The sequence below is a fragment of the Patescibacteria group bacterium genome (genome assembly GCA_041660565.1).
Taxonomy (GTDB): Bacteria; Patescibacteriota; UBA1384; order CAJBMM01; family CAJBMM01; genus JBAZWC01.
In genome coordinates this window covers 95,556-114,984 of record JBAZWC010000001.1, presented here as the reverse complement: position 1 = coordinate 114,984, position 19,429 = coordinate 95,556, and the positions used below count along the sequence as shown (strand labels likewise).

The window sequence follows — 19,429 nt, the reverse complement described above, 5'->3', positions numbered from 1 at the left end:
ATATCTCCCCCGAGTGTGAAGGGATACCACCTCGGGGGTGATATTTTTTATGGTTGGGTTAGAGTACCACCGGCATACACGGCGTAGTCAAACAGACCTAACAACGCTCCTGAGCTTCTATCTACATTTGCCTCTAGGCGGCGTTTTATTCCCCCATAGTAACCAATAGACTGTACCTTAGTGATATCGGATTTTATAGGCACCGTGCCATCGTTAGTTTTATTATATGCCACCAGGCTAAAATTAATCCCAGAAAAGGTGGCGACATCTGAACTAACAGGTTTGATACGTATTTTAGTTATATTTCCCGTGGCGTTTGAGGTGCCGAAACCTACTAGAGGCGTTGAATGATTGGCGTATTCTGACCCCATAACCCTATCTTCAGTACACTCCGTGTTACCACCACAGTTGTTGCGAATATATTCTATTAATATTTGGTCACGTCCATCACAATCCCTGTCAGTACAAGTCCAGAATATATTTATATTCCCCGGCACGTCTGCGCCAACGCCGGTTTCCAGTGTAAACTCTTTAACATTACCGTTTGCCAAAAAACCCGGGTCGGTAGTGGCGCAGGGGCTGGCAGAACATGGCGACATCGGTTGTGGAGGGTTGGCACCGGACACTTTTCCCATAGTATCAATTTTGCTGGTGATTTTTAGATCATAAACGTATTCGGTTGGATCTGGCATTGTGAGCACTCCGTTGAGTAACGGACTAACCGACGTTCCCAGATCTGTATCGGTGGCGTTATTTGACAATGCCCCATTTGCACCGAATCGCGCTAGCCGCACTCGCTCGGGGAATGACTCTGGCACGGCCTTTGCCAGGTCATCTACCGATAAGTTGGAATTTAGGTTGCTTAAGGTGCAATCTACGGCGCCGGTGAGACAGGTTGGCGATTCTAGATTTTTGTCTGACGCTAACATAGCTAAGCCCGTTTCTATTCCCGCTTCTGCGGCGTAGTACGCTCCTAATGAAGAGTTAGAAGAAGCAGCGGTCTTTTGCTCTTTGATAGCAGAGCGCCCGATAAAAAAGATCATACTGGCAATTAACGTAACTATTACTAACGTTAAAATTAACGCCGAACTTTTAGCTTTTGGTAGATAATGTGATAATTTGTGTTTCATCTTGTTATTCTTTCTTTGAGGTCAGATTTCGGGAGGACAGGTATGAGTCCTCCCCTACGGACCAGGAGGCCTATCATTGGCAGTTTCCAGTGGTACAAACCGGGAAGGCAAACGAATAATCACGTGAAGTAAGGGTGGTTTGATAAGTAGTAACTCGGTCTGGCGCATTGGTGGGATACATTTGCATACTCCAGGAAATATATGGCTGTGACAGCGCGCCGTAATCGGTTAGATTACCATTTGTATCAAATTTGGCTAATTTTGGATTGATGCCATAGAATTTTAGATTTTTGACCGAAACTTCGGCCGGTAATATTTGCCCGGCAGATGTCCAGTTGGCCCCACACGGGTTTGGTGGCACCGTATCGAACGCGGCGACAGTCTGACGCACCATTGGCAATGATTCGCCGGCGCATGGCGTACCAATATACATCCAATATCGCGGGGTGTCTGGTTTTGGTATGATAATTCCACCTACCCCATTAATCGTCCCGCCATCGGCAATGTCATAAGAATTTAGAGGGAGATTGTACGCATCGATGAACAAAAAACCGGATGCTTTATAATCTGGCAATGCGCCACATATCCTCGAACCACCATCGGAAGAAATTAAACACATAGTGGTAACTGCCGCCGGTCCAGAGGAGGACAGCGTGATTGGCATGGTGTTGGTGGCGCGAATTTGGCGGGTTAGCCAATCATTAAACGTTTGAGCCGCTCCCCTAGTTACCCTGTCTTCAGTAGCTGCCCCACTGAATGAAATTGACCCGGAAAATGTACCGATAGTGATAACTATGATAGCGGAAAAGATTGCCGAGGCAATTAATATTTCAATTAAGGTGTATGATTTTTTCATATTCATTTTCGTTATAAAATTAAAAATTTAAAATTATTAATTTGGTCTCCAGTCGGTTAGATATGTTGCCAGCAATACCGCATTGTCTTGGTTAGTAGAAAACCGGTTTGTTTCATCCCAGCTTACTCTAACTAAAACCTTGACCATGTGAGTTTGTGAGTTTACTGCCCCTGCGCTAACCCAGTCAGCGGGATAATTGGCGGTTTCGGCGTTCTGAATGGCGGGAACTTGGCTGATAGTAATTTGGCGTTTAAATTCGGCGTAGCCAGCAGGGGGTGCTGAAGCACAATCTTGAGCGTACGCCCCGGCCACATTGTTACCTTGAATAGTTTGCCCGGCCACACCTACCGCTGTCACACCCAATGTTCGGCGGGTATTCCCTAACATAATTGTTTTATTCGAATCTCCTTCCGGAACAAAAATTCGTTCTGCTCCGGGGCAATTATCGGCAAAAATGGTACCTATAGAGGTATTAGTTGACGGACTATCAGATTCGAACCCCCCGGTATCAACTTTATTGTATGATGAAACTCCGAATGCCGGTAACCACACACGCCCACCCGCAGCATTATAAAATAAATACTCCATTACCGCACCAGCACTTAGCTCTAATGTTGGCTTTGATGGATCTGTAGGAAGTGAATTTGTTAGCGAAAAATCGCCGGTGTTAGTGGAGGTTTTACTGCTTGAGGAGTTGTTTCGGCCGTCTTGGCAATAAAATGTTGGGGGGCTGGTTAAATCGTTTGCAGCGATATACCCGGCGTATGTTAGGAAACAGTCCCAAGGAACTTTTGTTCGTAACGTTTGTAAGTGAATTTCTGATTGTTTGATCAGGTAGTTTGAATCGCGAATCTGACGCACGCCTTCTATCCCCTCTTGTGCCAATAGCGTGGCGACTTCTTGATGGCGCACTAATGACGCTTGGCTAGATGATCTTTGCCTTAAAACCGCGGCAGCCGAAACTATCGAGATTACAATTAATCCCGAGACTAATACTTCAATTAAACCAAACGATTTTTTCATCTTGTTCATCATCTTATTGCGGCGTAAACCCATTCGGAGCTTTATTGGTAGAAGTAACTTGCCCGGTTAGAATATTAATAAACAGCGTTGAAGTGTAGCTGTCTGCATTGCCTAGAGTAATTATCGCAAACTTATTATTGGCAGCTAGTGCCGTGGTGTATGTGGTTGCCCCAATATTCACTAAATTACCGGTGGCTAGAATTTGATTTAGCTGGATATCAAAACCTGTTCCACCCGCGTATGTGGCTTGGGCACGAAAGCCACCATCTGGTGAGTTAAAGGCAAAGAATATCGGGTGGGTTGGGGCGTTAGTAGTACCATTTTGGATAAACTGGGCCGGGCTTTCGATGGTTTCAATTTTCACTATCCCAATTACCGAGATCCAGATGCTGGTAGCATCATCGGGATCAGCGGAAACGTGCAGTGCCAAAATAGCATACTGATTTTGAGCTAAATTTTGAACATCACTGTACTGCCCACACGTGTATCCAGCCGGGTAAGAGCCATCTGGATCTGCCGCGTATGCCGGTTTAATGTTGGTTGGGGTAGTTCCACCCGGATTGGCATAAAAACCATAGGCATTAATTGACCACCAGTTAGATGACACTCCGGATAAAAACGGACAGGTGTTTGGGTCTGGTGCGGTAGCAAAGGATTGGGTTTCAGCTAGAGCTTGGCGAACAGTTTGTGCCGCAATGTTCACGTTATTTGACCGGCCGTATTTGGATAACGACGGCAAAATAGTGACCAATAACAGACCAATTATCGATATGGTTACCAAAAGTTCAATTATCGTAAAAGCACGTTTACCCAAATTAATCCCCTCCGGTGTTACGTTTATTGTAACATATATTTTGATTCACATGTCATTTCGACTCCTCGGTTTCCCTCTCCTCCTTGAGGAGAGGGTGGTCGAAGACCGGCCTCCGGCTCGTAGACCCTCCGGGCGTAAGTCCTACGGGCTGGAGCCTACGGCTCGGAGAGGTGAGGAGCTCCTCATCCGCCCTACGGGCACCCCGCTAAGCGGGGTCAAGGGACGCTTAGCGTTCCACCTTCTCCTCCAGAGGAGAAGGGTTTTTTCACAACTCCCCAAATCACCCCAACACCCCTAAAGTATTTACTTTAAATACCAATTTACGATTCGGTCACCCCATAGTAAGACAATCACAAAACTGGCCAAAAGTATCGGTAAAAACGGTACGGGGTCGGTTCGTTTTTTAATTTTGAGGGCCATTAACCCAACACCATATATCGCTCCTACCCAAAATCCGGTTAATATCCATAATAACCCAAGCGGGTATCCCAAAATTATTCCCACCGGCACCGCCACCAACACATCACCCCACCCCATCCAGCGCTCTTTTGAAACAGTCGTTAGCAAGAATAACAATCCGGCGGCAGAGGCAACACCAAGCAAAAGTGAGACTAAGCTGTGTTGTGTAAAGACGGCTATAATCACCCCAATTACAATTGCCGACCAGAATAGTTCGTCGTGCACTTCCATTTGTTTGACGTCTTCAATAGACATAAGCAAAAAGATATACCCAAAAATGATGGTTAGTATGGCAAGGATTATTTGTGATGTTGATTCGGGTTGATAATGCCACCAAATTAGCCCCGCCAGAATTGCCGATAATAGTTCGATAATCGGATATTGGATGGATATTGGTTTGTGGCAATAGCGACATTTTCCGCCTAAAAGCCCAAAGCTAAGCACCGGGATTAGGTCAAACCAGGATAAGGTGTGTTTGCAATGTACACAATTAGATCTGGAGGTGGCGATACTCTTCCATTTACCAAAGCGCAAGTTGACCACGTTCAAAAATGACCCGATAAATAGTCCGAATAACGCCGCAACAATCCACATATCCCCTCCTCAATAAAACTGTCCCCTCGGCGTCAGAGAGCATCGCATTACGCGACACAACAATGACGCAGAGATGGACAGTTAGATAATAAATATTATCTTTGTGTAACTAAGAACCATTCGTCGGTAGCTGCACCACCAGCGGTAATACCGTCTGTGGCACCGTTTCCAGCGACAATTCCGTTTGCACCCGTAGCTGGATTAGCTGTTAGCGCTCCACCCACGCCAATCACGTTTGAACTAAATGTTCCGGCACCCGTACCATCATGGCCACCATACAAACTTGCTGTCATACCGGTGCGCAGGTCTGCAGTTAACACCGCATCTAAGCCAGTTGCAGCAGTGGTAAAGTCGGCACGCGCCACTGTTGTGGCAGCAGCAGCAACAGGTGTGTAGAATAACGAGTTGTCAGACGAATATGAAACCCACGCCTTCAGTGCTGATTGCGCGTTTGATTTGACTTGAGCATCTGACGCTCGACGTCGTGCACTGGTAGTAGCGTTAAGAGCAATAGCGGCCAAAATACCAATGATGGCGATGACCACTAAAAGCTCAATTAAGGTAAAAGCTTTTTTCATAATAAGAAACTCCTTTAAAATAATTTGATTAAAATATCACAAAACTGCATCGACCGTCCCTCCACGAGTGGAATAAACCCACCCCTACCGGGAGCAATTTTAATAATCCTATTTAATTGTATATGATAACAAGCGTCATTCCAACGAATGCCTGTGGATAACTACTATCTTTGAGTCACAACAAACCATTTTCCACCGGCCGGCGCGGTAAAAATGCTATCGATGTTGGCCTGACCACCCGCAACAATAGGACCCGCAGCAGTAGCAGCAGGGTTAGCAGTAAGCGCCCCTCCAACCGCAATCGCAGTAGCAGTGAAATTTCGGTCGTCATACTTTGGATTTGTAATATCATACGGCGAAGCAACGTCAGGGTTTGATGCACTGTATAACCCAGCAGCGGCAGTTAAATCACCACTGGTTCTAAAAGTAGTGTTTTGCCAACCCTGAACCCCTCTTAGAGTGACGTTTCCTACTCCTTGTGCAGCGACGTTAAACATGGAGCTGTCAGACGAGTACGAAATCCACGCTTTAAGATACGCCTGCGCGTTCGATTTTACCTGAGCGTCTGCAGCACGACGCCTCGCACTGGTAGTAGCGTTAAGAGCAATAGCCGCCAAAATACCAATAATGGCGATAACCACCAATAGTTCGATCAAAGTAAAAGCCTTTTTATTTTGCACGATAGCCTCCTTTTTTCAATTTACATACCATATATATTTTACCACTAAACTAACACACAATACCATGTTAATGAAGATTGTTCGCTTTGAGACAGTTCGCTTGGCTCGCTTTGTCTCGAAATTATCTGACGATAATTATGAAATATTCGCTGTTGACTGACATGATGCATCTCACAGTTCTCGGGACGGGCACCTCGAACAAAAATTTTTTTATATAGATTCCGGGTCAAGCCCGGAATGACACCAAATCACTATCCTATGCTTGAGATGTTGTAAATTGGCACTAGAATAGCAAATATTAGAAACGCCACGCCCACACCCAAGATAACCATCACGACAGGCTCGATTAGCGTAGTCATTCCTTTTAATTTTGTATCAGAGTCTTCGGAATAAAACTTGGCCAGATTGGCAAGCATTGCATCAATTCGTCCGGTTTGCTCACCTACCGAGACCATTTGCCCAAATAATACCGGAAATTCTTTGTTTTTTAACAACGGCACGCTCATTGGAATACCACGCTCAACTTGCGCCCTCACCTCTCTTAGGCCTTCTTTATATATATTATTATTAATAACCTCGGAGACAATGCTAATTGATTCGAGAATTGGAATTCCAGAGCCAACCAGCAGACCTAGAGTACGGGTTAGCCTGGCCATAATGATGCTGGTTGCGGTTTGTGAAAATATCGGAGCATGGAGCGCTAGTTTATCTAACATTAATTTGCCTGGCTTGGACATTAAAAACAATCGCGCCGCAACCACAAACCCAATTACAGCCACAATCACAATGTACCAAAACTCAACCATATAGTCAGATGCGATAATCAACATTCTGGTGGCAAATGGCAACTGAGCGTTTGCTTCTTCGAAAACTGCTTTTATGGTTGGGATAACCTGAGTCATCATTAAAATAGCAACACCAATCATAGCGCAGATGATAAATGCCGGATAAGCTAATGCGCCTTTAATTTTTCCGGAAAACGACGCGTCTTTTTCAGATTGATCTGCTAACTCGAGCAATACCTGATCGAGTTTACCGGTGGCCTCACCAGATCTAACGATGGCGATAAAAACGCTATCAAACGCCTCGGTGTGCTTTGCAAGCGCGGTAGAAAAACTGAACCCGCTTTCAATGTCTCGCACCACCGACGCTAAAATAGTATGCATTTTTGGTTGACGAGTTTGCATGGTGATAATGTTTAGGGCTTGTACCAATGGCAAGCCAGCAGAGATCATGGTGGCTAACTGACGCGCAAACTGCGCACGATCACGTACTCCAACTTTATTAAAAATGTTTATGGCTGAAAAAGGCGATTTACCAACTTCTAATGACGTCACAACAAAACGATTGCGTTGCAATAATTTTTCGGCAGCAGATTCGTTAGGCGCAACAACCATGCCGCGTACCAGCTGCCCTTGATCGTTTTTTGCTTCGTAGACAAATTTTGCCAATGTGACTCCAAGATTACGTTAGGGTGGTTAGGGAAATTGGGGATGTTGGGGCGTGGTAGAATCTTGGAAGGGATTTATTCTTAGATTTCTCCAACGTGGTCGCTCAAACCAGCTCCCCGGGTCGAAATGACAACTGAAAAACAATTCCTTATGGTTTAAAAATTTCAAATTTCAAATTTCAAATTATTATCAATAAACCATCATTTTTAATGCTTTCGGATCCATGGACCATAATAAGGCATTATCAATTGTAATATCACCCTTACTGACCAATTCGGCCAAGACTTTGTCTAAGCTTATCATACCCTCGGCAGCACTGGTTTGAATAATGTTTGGCAATTGGTGAGTTTTACCTTCACGAATAGTGTTTCGCACCGCCGAGTTAGCGATCATTAACTCAACCGCCACCGTACGCCCACCACCAATTTTAGCGATTAAACGCTGCGATACCACGCCGAGTAGCACGCTGGCTAACTGGGCTCGAACCTGCGCTTGTTGGTGTGGCGGGAAAATGTCGATAATACGATCGGCGGTTTGAGCAGCCGAGTTGGTGTGTAGGGTGGTAAATACCAAGTGACCGGTTTCAGCGATGGTTAAGGCTGCTTCAACTGTCTCTAGATCTCGCATTTCACCCACTAGCACCACATCAGGATCTTCACGTAGCGCCGCTCGCAGTGCTCGCGAAAATGAATTTGTATCTTGCCCCAGCTCTCGTTGGGTAACAATTGATTTTTTATGCTTAAACACGTATTCAATAGGATCTTCTATGGTGATGATACGGTCGCGGCGATCTTCGTTAATTTGATTGATCATAGCGGCCAAGGTGGTGGATTTGCCATGCCCGGTTGGACCGGTGATAATGACTAATCCTTGCCCACTGGCTGCAAATCGTTCCAATACCGGTGGCAAACCTAATTGAGTAAAATTCCGAATTTCCAGCGTAATTAATCGAAGAGACAACGCGTAAGTACTACTTTGAAAATAGGCATTGGCACGAAAACGATACTCTTTATAACCGAAAGAAAAGTCAATTTCTTTGCGCTGATTCAACGAGTCATTCATCTCCGCGTCAAGTATTCCAGTTACAAGCGTTTGGGCCATTTTGGCATCAACTAACGGTTCGTCCATTAGTGGGGTTAGCTCGCCATCAATTCTAATTGTCGGGTTGATACCCACTACAATATGCAAGTCCGAAGCCTTAGCTGCGATCGTTTGATCAAGCAAACGCTCCATTTCTGGAATCATATTAACTGACATAAATTATCCCTCCTCAAAAGATACTTCATCTTAAGTATAACGCTAAGAATGATGGTTGTGCAAATGCCAATACCTGTCATTTCGACCCCGTGAGCTTCCACGAACGGTTGGAGAAATCTTAAAAAAAACTGGAAGGGATTCTTGCTTAGATTTCTCTCTCCGAGCCGTAGGCTCCAGCCCGTAGGACTTACGCCCGGAGGGTCTACGAGCCGGAGGCCAACGTAGTCGATCTGACGATCTCCTCGGGTCGAAATGACAAATAATTGCGCTCTCCGCCTACTCCGAGGTTTCGCGTAACACTTCATCAACCGTGGTCATACCAATTAGTGCTTTTAGCAATCCGTCTTGCTTCATGGTAATCATGCCTTCTTTAATTGCCTGAGCTTGAATAGAGGCGGCAGATGCTTTTTCGATTGCCAGTTGCTCCACCTTTTCGCTCATGGCCATCACTTCGTAAATACCAATTCGCCCACGATATCCGTTTTGACACTTGTCGCATCCTTTACCGTGATAGAACTTCATCGGATTTGTCACCCGGGCACGATCTTTGGGATTATTTTCCGGTATCTTATTGAGCTCATCGGTGATCTCTTTAATAACCGTTTCCGGCAGCTCAACTTCTTCTTTACAGTTCGGACAGATTCGACGAACCAGGCGCTGAGCTTCAACGCAGTTAATTGACGAGGTAATTAGGAATGGCTCAATACCCATATTTATTAGACGTGGTAGGGCACCAGGAGCATCATTGGTGTGTAGGGTAGATAATACTAAGTGACCGGTTAAGGCTGCGTGGGTAGCCATGCTGGCGGTTTCAGCGTCTCGAATCTCTCCCACCATCACGATATTTGGGTCTTGGCGCAAAACCGATCTTAACCCTTCTGCAAAAGTGAAACCAATTTTTGGTTTGATCTGCGCTTGGTTAACCCCGGCTATTTCATACTCAACCGGATCTTCAAGTGTGATTACGTTGACCGTAGGCACCGAGATTCGGTTTAAAATGGCATACAAAGTGGTGGATTTTCCAGATCCGGTTGGACCAGTTGAAAGCACAATGCCATATGGTTTTTTAATGGCTTCGATAACAATGTCAAATGCTCTACCCAGTACACCCAAATCTTCCAGTGACATGATACCATGCGTCTTGTCTAAAATACGCATAACTATCTTTTCACCATGCACCGTTGGCATAGATGATACACGCAAATCGACCGCACGATCTTTAAACGCTACGTCAAATCGCCCATCTTGAGGAATACGAGTTTCGTCAATTTTCAGCTTGGACAATATTTTAATACGACTAATAATGGCAGCGTGTTGTTCTACCGGTAATCGCATTACGTCTTGCAACATACCATCCACACGATAACGCACGCGGACATCTTTTTCTTCTGCTTCGATATGAACGTCTGAGGCGTGTAAAGTGATGGCATAACTGACTAGCGCTGCCACCACTCGTGGTACAAATCCTTCTTGAATTATCTTCTGCAGTTCTTCCAGAGTAGTTACATCGTGGTCAAGCAAGCTCCCTAAGTTATCTTCGTCTTCTTCCCCCACCGGCTTTGGGGCAGCTTCTTTCTCTTTGGCGCCATAGGGTTCTTTAGTCTTAAGAATAAATGTCTTTTGCTCTATTGCCACCTCTTCAGGGGGTTTTGGAGGAACAGGAGCAGGACTCGGTGGTTTTTGTTCGGGTGGTTTTACCTCTGCCGGTTTTGTCGGCACCGGTATTGGCGGTTGAGTTGGATTTGGATTTCCTAACATTGCCGATGTAGCCGCGTTCGGTACAGTACCTGGTGGCGAGATAAGATCTTCCGAAATTATAATCTCGTTGTCTTTTTTACCACCAAACAATGAAACTAACCATTTGGGCCAGAAAGATGGCTTTTCTTCCGGTATATCTGTGGGCGGCAAAGGTTGTTCGTTTTGAGGGTTAGGCTTGGCTTGCGGTTTAACTACCGCTGCTGTTGCAGGGACTGGATTATGAGGAACGGGTGGCGGCAATAACCACTCAGCTTTTTTAACGCCCGGTAACGCGAGCTGTTCTTTGTGATCGGTTGTTTCCGGATATAAAGACAACGCGTAGTCAATGCTACCGATATCGGTTGGGTACAAATACAGGGTAACCCCGTTATTCTTTTCAATATAACCCCAAATAATATTTGCCTCGGCATTATTTAGATTGTCTGACGCAACTTGATAAATTGAATTGTCAGTTAATCCTTGGCTTGTAATGATCTTACCAAACACCACAAAACGATACTTTTTTGCCACATTGTAAGGTATTTTTAACAAAAGCTCGTGATCAATTTTCTGCCCGGACAGATTTTTTTGGTTAAAGATGCGGTCATGAAGCCCATACTGCGAAATAGCGTAATCAATATCGTCACGCGATGTATGGTGTAAATTGATTTTAACGTTGTTATGATCTTGAATGTAATGAACAGCGTTTAGTACTTTTTGACTCATTGGATCTACTGTTGCAACTTCAAAAACATTATCTCTAAACTGATATGCAATAATGCCAACGTCTTTTGCGATGGCCACCGGAATCTTATGTAGTACTTTCGGGTCAATCGCTCGACCAATCAACGCCGCTTTTTCTGAATTGGCTAAAGTGGAAGGGATTCTTTCTTGAGATTTCTCCAACGTGGTCGCTCGAACCAGCTCCCCGGGTCGAAATGACAGAGATGATTCTGTCTTCTGTCCTCCGTCCTCCGTCCTCTGATCCGGATACTGATTAAGCCATCTTTTTATTGAATCAGGCGAAGTAATTACGATTTTATATTTGATCTTTTCTGCTTTAGATAATTTAGTCAGAACACCGGATTGGCTCTCCTGCAATAAAGCCGGCTTTGCCACCGCAATATCCCATTCTTTGTCATTTGTCCCATAAACCACCATCTGTTTTTCTTCACAAACAGCTTTTGGTAATTTTATGAGCGACGCTTTATTTACCTCTTGTGGTAGTTGCAAATACGGTAATTTTAATAAGGTGGCATAGGCGCGATTAATCTGGTCGTAATCGGCAATCAAATGCTTAACTAAATACTCAACCAGCTCAACCTCGGATGGAAGCGGTTTTAGCTCAGCTCTTAAGTTGTCAATTACTTCAGATTTAACAAAACCTAAATCAACCAAGGTTGATAATAACTTTAAAACCCGGCTTTGAGTTTCATTTTTGATTGGCCACGCACTCATCTAAGACCTATTCTGAAACTTTAAATAACGGCTTCGGGTTAGTGCTTAAAGTATCAATTGAAATCGGAACTGACGATACTTTATTTAGGCTTGATTTATACAAGTCAGCCATTTTTTTGGCGCTGGTAATTGATTCAGCCGACAAATCAGCGGTTGTTGAACTGGTAATTACCGGTTCCATACTCGGACTAGCTAAAAAGAGTCCTCTTTGATACACAAAGGCGCCTACCACCACCAAAACCATTAGTACGCTAACGATAATTGGAATATATTTTTTCATTACGTCATCCTTAAAGTATTATTGACTTGCGGTGGAAGATTTTGTTGACGATGCGGCACCATTATACGCCGTCATAGTTAGGGTTACTAACACATCACTAGAAGTAGAATCGGGGGCAAGCGTCATACTTTTTACTGACATTGGGCGGACGTTCTTGTTAAACGCGTCTAGTAATATAGCAAGATTGTCTGGGTTTCCTCTAACAGCCAAGGTGAAATCTAGCGAGTTAGCTGATGCCGACGCCCCCGCCGAGTTAACTGCGTTGGTTAAGTTAGGAACAAACGAGGTAACAGAAAAATATGGTTGGTTGCTGGCGGCATCTTTTGTACCGGCGACAATATTTTCCACTTGCTCAATTAAGTCTGGCAACGAGTTTCCTTTTGGCAAACCAACTTTATCGATATCACTCATTGCAGATTCCAGGTCGGCTAACGGCGCTTTAATCTTGTTAATAGTGTTTAAGCGAGCAGTTTTTGCGTTAACATCTGCGTTAAGCTGATTTAGCTGGGTCAAATTTGTTTGCAGTAGCGGGCCAATCCAAAGTTGGATAAGCGCAAAAGCACTCAAAACTACCAGAATTGCAATCATGATAATATTTTTTTGTTGCTTGGTCACAATATCCCTTTCGTTTTATGGGGTAGCTGATGCACTAGGTGACGGTGAAGCAGTAGTGGTGGTAGACGGAAGTGCAAGCGGCGATTCTTTAACAATCTCGGGATTCAAGCTTAAGCTAATTGAGAACAACGCCGAGTCTATTGGAGTTGCGTCTTGCGTGGCTGCTTTGGAATTTTTACTAATTGCGGTCAACGCCACATTGCTAAATACCAGCACCGGGGCTACTTCTGTGGTGGATGTTGCGCCAGACGTATCAGATATAGTAATTTTGGCATTTTGATATGAGATAACCTGCCTAGCTACCATTCCATACGCCGTAATGTTATCCACACCGCTTATAGGGGATGCGGTACCATCAATTTTGAGAGCGAGTTTTCCATCTATGCTCATTCCGGTTAGATTAATTCCATTTAGGGTAGAAGCTGAAACCACCGGCAAAATTCTGCTCCACGCCTGTCGACTGTTTAACAAAGTTTTATATTCGGTTAAACTACCTAACAGATCTTTTGATCGCAATTCAACCGTATCAACCGGCCATTTATTGGCAGCCAAAATTTCACCATCTAGTCGGGCAGATTCAGTGGTTTGGTTTGCGATCTTTTGTTTAGTAGAAGAATTTTTCATTACATACCAGCCTAGCAAACCAAGTGACGCGACAGTACAGACAATCACCACAATAGTGGCGATCCCCCAATAAGACTCACCCTGAAAAGGCTGATTAGACCCTGGTTTTGTTACCAGATCGACATCTATCATACTGTTTGGCCCCTCTATTTCCTACTATTAATTATATGACAATACTTAATGATTGCGCAAGTAACAACAAAGTAAATTCTAAAGATCGTAGTCCAGACTTCTTGACCATCCGTAGCCTTGGCGTAGGAGGTCAGTCTGTTTTCCAAACACGCTAAAGCGTGGTCTACGTTTATTCGAACTTATTAAAATTTATAATTTGGCGTTATTGTGATACGCCACTTGCACTTGGCTGAGTAGCCAATTTTGACATACGTGGAGGAGGATTTGTGGTTAAGGCTTGGTCATACTGAATTAACAAATTTAAATTATCCGAAATATTGGGTAATTTTACATCTGCAAAACTAACAGTTTGACGAGCCACGACACTACCGACCAGTTTCAGCGATTGACTTGCGGCGATGGTGGAAGCTGTAAAGTCTAGGTTACTAAAGAAAGCCACGGAATTTAAAGTGGATGAAGTAACATCGGCTCTATCAATTTTCCATTCAATCCCGTTGGTTGCAATAAACCCAAGTGGCTTACCAGTGGCAGAAACGGAAAGATCGGAAATTATTAGTTTGCCTTCTACAAATATGGTACCAATTCCAACATTCGTAATGGTGGTGCTTGCAACTAATCCGGTAATAGTAAGATCACCCTTAACATACCAGAGATAGCCGCTGTTCTTTGGGTTTTTTGGCGTAGATGTAATGTTAGACATTTTTATGGAGCTTAGGTCAAAATTTAGGCCGTTTTTAGCAGATAACACATATTTGGCAGTTGCCGGAGTACCACCGGCACCACAGTTGTTACCCGCACCAGCCGCACACGATAAACTTATGTTACTTTCCCCAACATTAATTAAGTCTCCATATGAGGTATAGCTGGCGTTATCTAACAAAAAGTCAGGGTTTCGTTTGGCTAATGCCAGATTTGCATCTAGATACACGTTACCAAAAACATCGGAGTCTCCGGAACCCTTCAATCCACTGACAGAATTTGAGTCGATACTATACGCAATACTTTGTGATGCAGACGAACTATCGGTATTACTGCTAAGATGTTGGCCAGGTAATAAAACGTTACCAACAGCCGCTGTTGACCCCCCAACCTTGATGTTCCCAACAATTGCACTTGGTGGAACCGTCATCACCTGTGCCGAAGCGCTACCAACCGTGACAGTTTTAGCGTTGATTACAGTGGATACCGTAGCCGTTGTATTGTACATACAGCTACCTCCACGGGAGTAACTAATGGTAATGCTATTACAATCAGTTGAATTATTTCCGGTAACGGTTGAATCTTGTTTTGGTGTAGATAGAGTAGTAGTTGAGCTGTAAAGCGTGGTGTTGCCAATTAGAACACTCACCGCCGGAACCACAAAACTTAGGTCAATTCCACCACTGGCGTTGTTATAAGTATTTGCCACAAACGAACTACCAGCCGCACTTGAATTCGGCAATTCCATTACATATACCGTGTCCATCATTTGGCTTATACCAAAATTAGATGAGGTGGTAGAAATTGGTAGAGCCAACATTCTAGGTTTGTTATTTGGCATATTAGCTGGGGTAATGGTGTAGGAGAAACTTTTAGTGGTACCACTAACCATTGTTGGCGATGTGACAGTCAGAACACTGTTAACTGAGCTAAATGAGCCACCACCACCGCTCCATCCTAACGCGGTATCACTGACGGTCCCATTTGTAACCGGAGTAGAAAAACCGGCATAACTATCGTTAATAGTGACAGTTGGCGAAGACCCGTAGTTAGTTACGGTAACCGTAACTAACAACACATCGCTTGAGCTAACCGCCGAAACTACTGAACTATAGCTAGCATCGGTGTTGACCGCCGCGGCGGTATTGATGATAGATTTGGTAATGGCAATTAAGCTACCTGCGCGTGATTTTGGTATAGCACTTATCACCCCAGACAAACTGATACATGCCAGAACTATTAGCCAGAATGAAATTTTTTGCTGTAAAGTTTTCATCATAATTATTTAATTACTGTGACATATCTTAGAATGGTGTACGAACCGGCAGCAACCGCAATCCCGGATTGGGAAAACTTACCGCTTGATACTGTTGGGGTAAAATCGGAGCTGGTAGAGTTATAGACATAAACCAGTCCATTCACCGGCGGAATAACAGTATCGGGGTCGTACAGCCAAACCGGGCCATCGGTTGAACCATTCGCAGGTGGAGAGTTAGTAGCGCCATTCATTAGGGTTCCATTGTTGCCATTGCTGGATGAGTCAGTAGCAGTGGTGCTACCGGCAACACCATCTAGGTGCCAAAGACCAATAGTGTTTGCATCGGTGTTAAAGTGATTACTCGGAGTATAATTCCCGGTATATCGCAAATTGTTTGAAACCCTAATTTCATTTAACTTGCCGTTAAACCTTCCAACAGTAGGACTACCAGTTCCAAAATACAACGATTCGGTTGAGGAGTATTTAATATTGGCATTCATGGTACACGCTTTACTCAGAGCGCCATCGATGTAGATAGAATATTTTTTATTAGCTTGATCAATAGTACCGGCAATATGATGCCAATTCCCATCATTTACCGAACGATTCGATATACATTCCTCTCCTACCCCATACTGATTAGTAAATAATAGGCTAAGTGCACCGCCTGAGCTCCATTTATTAATTTGGAAACCGTAAGCACCATAGTTAAGCGGATAACTGGATGCACCGGATGTAGTATTTATCCAACCTTCAAGGGTTAGTGTGGTCATGCGTAAACCAGCATTACCCGGGACTACAACGTAGTCGTTACTCCCGTCAAACTGCAGCCCGGAGGTAAGGGTGACTGCTGGCGATGTAGTACCAAGAGTCATAGTTGATTTCGGTAAAACATCGGAAATTGTAACAGTTTGGTTGGTTGTAGATAGATTGGAAACAGTGATAGTAACGCGCAGGATTGATCCGTTGGTAACCGTGACCACATTATTACCATTCGCGCTTGCTACGGCCGCTGAACCTTCGGCTGGTGCGCTGCTTAATTGCTCAATCTGTTTTGAGATTTGAATGCCGGTACCAGCCCCAAGCCCCGAACCACAGAATGGTATATTACCGGCGTACTTTAGGTCAACGATTCCGTGTTCCGAGACCTGGCCGTAGGCATCGCTGCCGTCTGCCATAACCAAACTGCCTCCGCTAGCCGTACCTCTACCCGCCGCAGCCTGAACCGAATTACTTAAGATTCCGACATAAGCGCCATTAACATCACAGTAATTATTTGGGGCAAAAATCCAGCCATCACCAGAGAAAACCGAAGCGGTAATTCGAACCAAACCGCCGCCACCTTCTCCGGGGACTCCACATTCATTTCCGCTTGATGCAAAACATCTGCCAGAAGTGTTACCACCGTTTGCTTTAATAATAGAGGTGTTGGCTAGATTGATGGTACCACTCACACTTAGGATGACTGATCCACCACCACCACCAGACGTAGTTGCATAATGATTGGCGCCACCTCCTGGATTTGAAACATCCCATCCGTTACCACCGCTAGCACTGACTGTACTGTTACCCGATAATGTCATATCACCGTCAACTGTTAGCAAAATAGCGCCACCACCGGAGCCGGCCGGGAACGATCCATCGTCAAACCGCTGAGATACTCCAGTAGGAGCCCCTGCGTCGGTACCTCCACCACCACCGCCACCTAATAGTGCGGCAGTTGAACTGGTGTATCTTTCACGATATGAATAACCGTGAATCATCGAGTCATAATTGGCAACAGCTTGATATTGTCCTGTGCCTGAATTTTGAGCAAATCCGCCGCCGATACCATATAAACCAGCCCCACCTTGACCGTGAGAGTAATAACTTCCTCTTGTGTTATTTAAGTTGTAGACGCTGTCAGAGTTGCTGTCAACATAGGTTTTCCCCGATCCACCGTAGCCCATACCGCCACCGCCGCCTGCTAAACCAATAACATCGGTACATGATTTATTGGCTGGGCCGCCACCACCACCATTACCATCCGACCAGTTACTACCCTGAATACCAATATTACTATTATCACAGTCTGCATAAGCGTACCACCAGCCTGGTGATGAATTACCTTTACCACCAACACCGGCAAAACCATACTTGCTGTCGCTATTGTTTGGACCACCGTAAGTAAACCCACCAGGTAATCCCTTATTAGTGGTGTCAATTAAGCCGCCGTTTAACGTAACGGCCCCGGTAACATGCAACGTAACACTGGGCTTTATAACCGGCGCAGCATCACTGTGGGTCTGTAGTTTATAGTTTTGTAATAAGGCTACATTTGGCTCCAATGGATCATATGTTGAAGCACCCGGGTTTGCCCCAATCAAATAGCCGTAACCATCTTTACGCTGTGAGTTTGAAAACGGATTACCGGCACTGGTTCTACTCGGATCGTTATAATCAAAATAAAACGCATCGTTTACATTAGTGCAATGCCCGGTACAATCGTATTTACCAAAATCTTTAAATGTACCGTTGTTAGTTAAATCAACCCGAGAAAAGAATGAATAGGTTGGTTTGGCAACTTGATCGACATAGCGGTTTTGAGACGACGACCAGATTCTAAAAGTAGAGAGATCTTTACTAATTAATCCCCAACCATTCGATCCCAAGCTTGAATAATCGGCTTGATCGATTGGTGCTTGAGCATATTCGAATCGAGATTTGTATTGCGCCGCTGGATCCGCCGCACCGGTTAATGTACCCGACTCGCTACTTGGCCCTTCGTATGGTCCATAAATATAGCTGATCGGTAAATATTGTGGGTTATTGGCAATCTGAGTCTCCGCACCCGCTCCAATTTGGAGTGTTTCTCGATATCCAACCTTATAGAATTGATCTGATGTTGATTGCCATGTGGTTACTCTAATTGGTACGTAGCGCACCGAATCACCACCACGCGACACCGCAACCTCTGCTTCAGTATTAAAGTTTGCCGCAGGTAACGTACCGCCGCAAGACGAACTAGCTCTAAACGATGCGTCCATTAAGTTACAGCCTATGCCATTGTTGGCGTGCCACGAGATTAAACCAAGATTAAATGCGGCCGGATCATCTACGCTAGATGTTCCGGGTAACGCGCCCCCGCCAGCTTCAATAACGATCGAGTCGTTACTGTCTGGTGCTTTTAGATAAACCCGTTTAATATTTGTCGGATCACCGGCTGGGGCCTCAACTTTAACAAAAAATGTAAAACGCATGGCGTACATAAACGAACGCGAACCGTACGGTACCGCTTTACCATTCGCGTCAGCTGGTGGATGAGTAACTGTGCCACCCGAGTTTACTGTAAGCGTCTTAAAAGTGTGTGACCCCATTAAAGATAGAACTCCCCCGTTTTGAACAATTACGTCTTGAGGAGTGGTAGGGGTACTCATTACACCATCAAAACAAACCTTACCCTTAAAATTATACGGTAAATTTAAATTCGAACCGTCTTTTTGAACCACAGAGATAGTGCTGGTGGAATCGGTGGTCCAAAGACATTTGTTACTATCGAGCAAAAAATTACCGCCGTCAACAGTGATCGATCCGGTTTGCAAGTTAACACTGGCAGCGTTAGCAGCCGCCACTTTTTTGATGATACCACCTAGTGAGTAAATACTCACCCCAACTAGCATTGCTACCAATACTACAATTGAGACATATCTTTTGGCGTTGAGTGTCTTAGTTTTCCACAGCCAAAACTTCAGATCAGCCTTTAACTGATTCAATTTTTTATGCATATTGTTGCTCCTCCTCTGTC

At 44.6% G+C, this 19,429-nt stretch carries 15 protein-coding genes; all 15 read right to left on the bottom strand.

Annotated elements, in window-relative coordinates; all coding sequences use genetic code 11:
* Positions 1-47: 47 nt before the first annotated feature.
* The 15 genes from WC773_00590 to WC773_00520 all read right to left on the bottom strand — a co-directional run bounded on the left by WC773_00590 (position 48) and on the right by WC773_00520 (position 19,409).
* Positions 48-1,130 (bottom strand): hypothetical protein, encoded by a 1,083-nt coding sequence (locus WC773_00590; protein MFA6081898.1) that lies wholly within the window; start codon positions 1,128-1,130, stop codon positions 48-50.
* Positions 1,131-1,203: 73 nt separating this feature from the next.
* Positions 1,204-1,992: a type II secretion system protein gene (locus WC773_00585; protein MFA6081897.1), complete on the bottom strand. Its 789-nt coding sequence runs from the start codon at positions 1,990-1,992 to the stop codon at positions 1,204-1,206.
* A 30-nt stretch (positions 1,993-2,022) separates the two neighbouring features.
* A complete protein-coding gene (locus WC773_00580; protein ID MFA6081896.1) occupies positions 2,023-3,042 on the bottom strand; it encodes a type II secretion system protein in 1,020 nt (339 codons plus the stop codon).
* Positions 3,023-3,823, bottom strand: coding sequence for a prepilin-type N-terminal cleavage/methylation domain-containing protein (locus WC773_00575; protein ID MFA6081895.1), 801 nt, complete (start codon positions 3,821-3,823; stop codon positions 3,023-3,025). The genes WC773_00580 and WC773_00575 overlap by 20 nt, the downstream gene beginning before the upstream one ends.
* 303 nt (positions 3,824-4,126) lie before the next feature.
* Positions 4,127-4,876: a prepilin peptidase gene (locus WC773_00570; protein ID MFA6081894.1), complete on the bottom strand. Its 750-nt coding sequence runs from the start codon at positions 4,874-4,876 to the stop codon at positions 4,127-4,129.
* A gap of 95 nt (positions 4,877-4,971) precedes the next feature.
* Positions 4,972-5,454 (bottom strand): prepilin-type N-terminal cleavage/methylation domain-containing protein, encoded by a 483-nt coding sequence (locus tag WC773_00565; protein ID MFA6081893.1) that lies wholly within the window; start codon positions 5,452-5,454, stop codon positions 4,972-4,974.
* Positions 5,455-5,618: 164 nt separating this feature from the next.
* Positions 5,619-6,134, bottom strand: a complete 516-nt coding sequence (locus WC773_00560; protein ID MFA6081892.1) for a prepilin-type N-terminal cleavage/methylation domain-containing protein — start codon at positions 6,132-6,134, stop codon at positions 5,619-5,621.
* A 251-nt stretch (positions 6,135-6,385) separates the two neighbouring features.
* Positions 6,386-7,585 carry a type II secretion system F family protein gene (locus WC773_00555; protein ID MFA6081891.1) on the bottom strand — a complete coding sequence of 400 codons (1,200 nt, stop codon included), beginning with the start codon at positions 7,583-7,585 and terminating at the stop codon, positions 6,386-6,388.
* A 189-nt stretch (positions 7,586-7,774) separates the two neighbouring features.
* The gene (locus tag WC773_00550) at positions 7,775-8,842 is read right to left on the bottom strand and encodes a type IV pilus twitching motility protein PilT (protein MFA6081890.1); all 1,068 of its coding nucleotides are present in this window, start codon (positions 8,840-8,842) and stop codon (positions 7,775-7,777) included.
* Between the two features lie 276 nt (positions 8,843-9,118).
* Complete coding sequence (locus WC773_00545; protein ID MFA6081889.1) at positions 9,119-12,037, bottom strand: ATPase, T2SS/T4P/T4SS family; 2,919 nt, start codon at positions 12,035-12,037, stop codon at positions 9,119-9,121.
* Between the two features lie 7 nt (positions 12,038-12,044).
* Positions 12,045-12,317 carry a hypothetical protein gene (locus tag WC773_00540; GenBank protein ID MFA6081888.1) on the bottom strand — a complete coding sequence of 91 codons (273 nt, stop codon included), beginning with the start codon at positions 12,315-12,317 and terminating at the stop codon, positions 12,045-12,047.
* Positions 12,318-12,335: 18 nt separating this feature from the next.
* Complete coding sequence (locus WC773_00535; GenBank protein MFA6081887.1) at positions 12,336-12,932, bottom strand: hypothetical protein; 597 nt, start codon at positions 12,930-12,932, stop codon at positions 12,336-12,338.
* A gap of 15 nt (positions 12,933-12,947) precedes the next feature.
* Positions 12,948-13,688 carry a hypothetical protein gene (locus WC773_00530; GenBank protein ID MFA6081886.1) on the bottom strand — a complete coding sequence of 247 codons (741 nt, stop codon included), beginning with the start codon at positions 13,686-13,688 and terminating at the stop codon, positions 12,948-12,950.
* Between the two features lie 202 nt (positions 13,689-13,890).
* Positions 13,891-15,666, bottom strand: a complete 1,776-nt coding sequence (locus tag WC773_00525; GenBank protein MFA6081885.1) for a hypothetical protein — start codon at positions 15,664-15,666, stop codon at positions 13,891-13,893.
* A 2-nt stretch (positions 15,667-15,668) separates the two neighbouring features.
* Positions 15,669-19,409, bottom strand: a complete 3,741-nt coding sequence (locus tag WC773_00520; protein MFA6081884.1) for a LamG domain-containing protein — start codon at positions 19,407-19,409, stop codon at positions 15,669-15,671.
* Between the last annotated feature and the right edge of the window lie 20 nt (positions 19,410-19,429).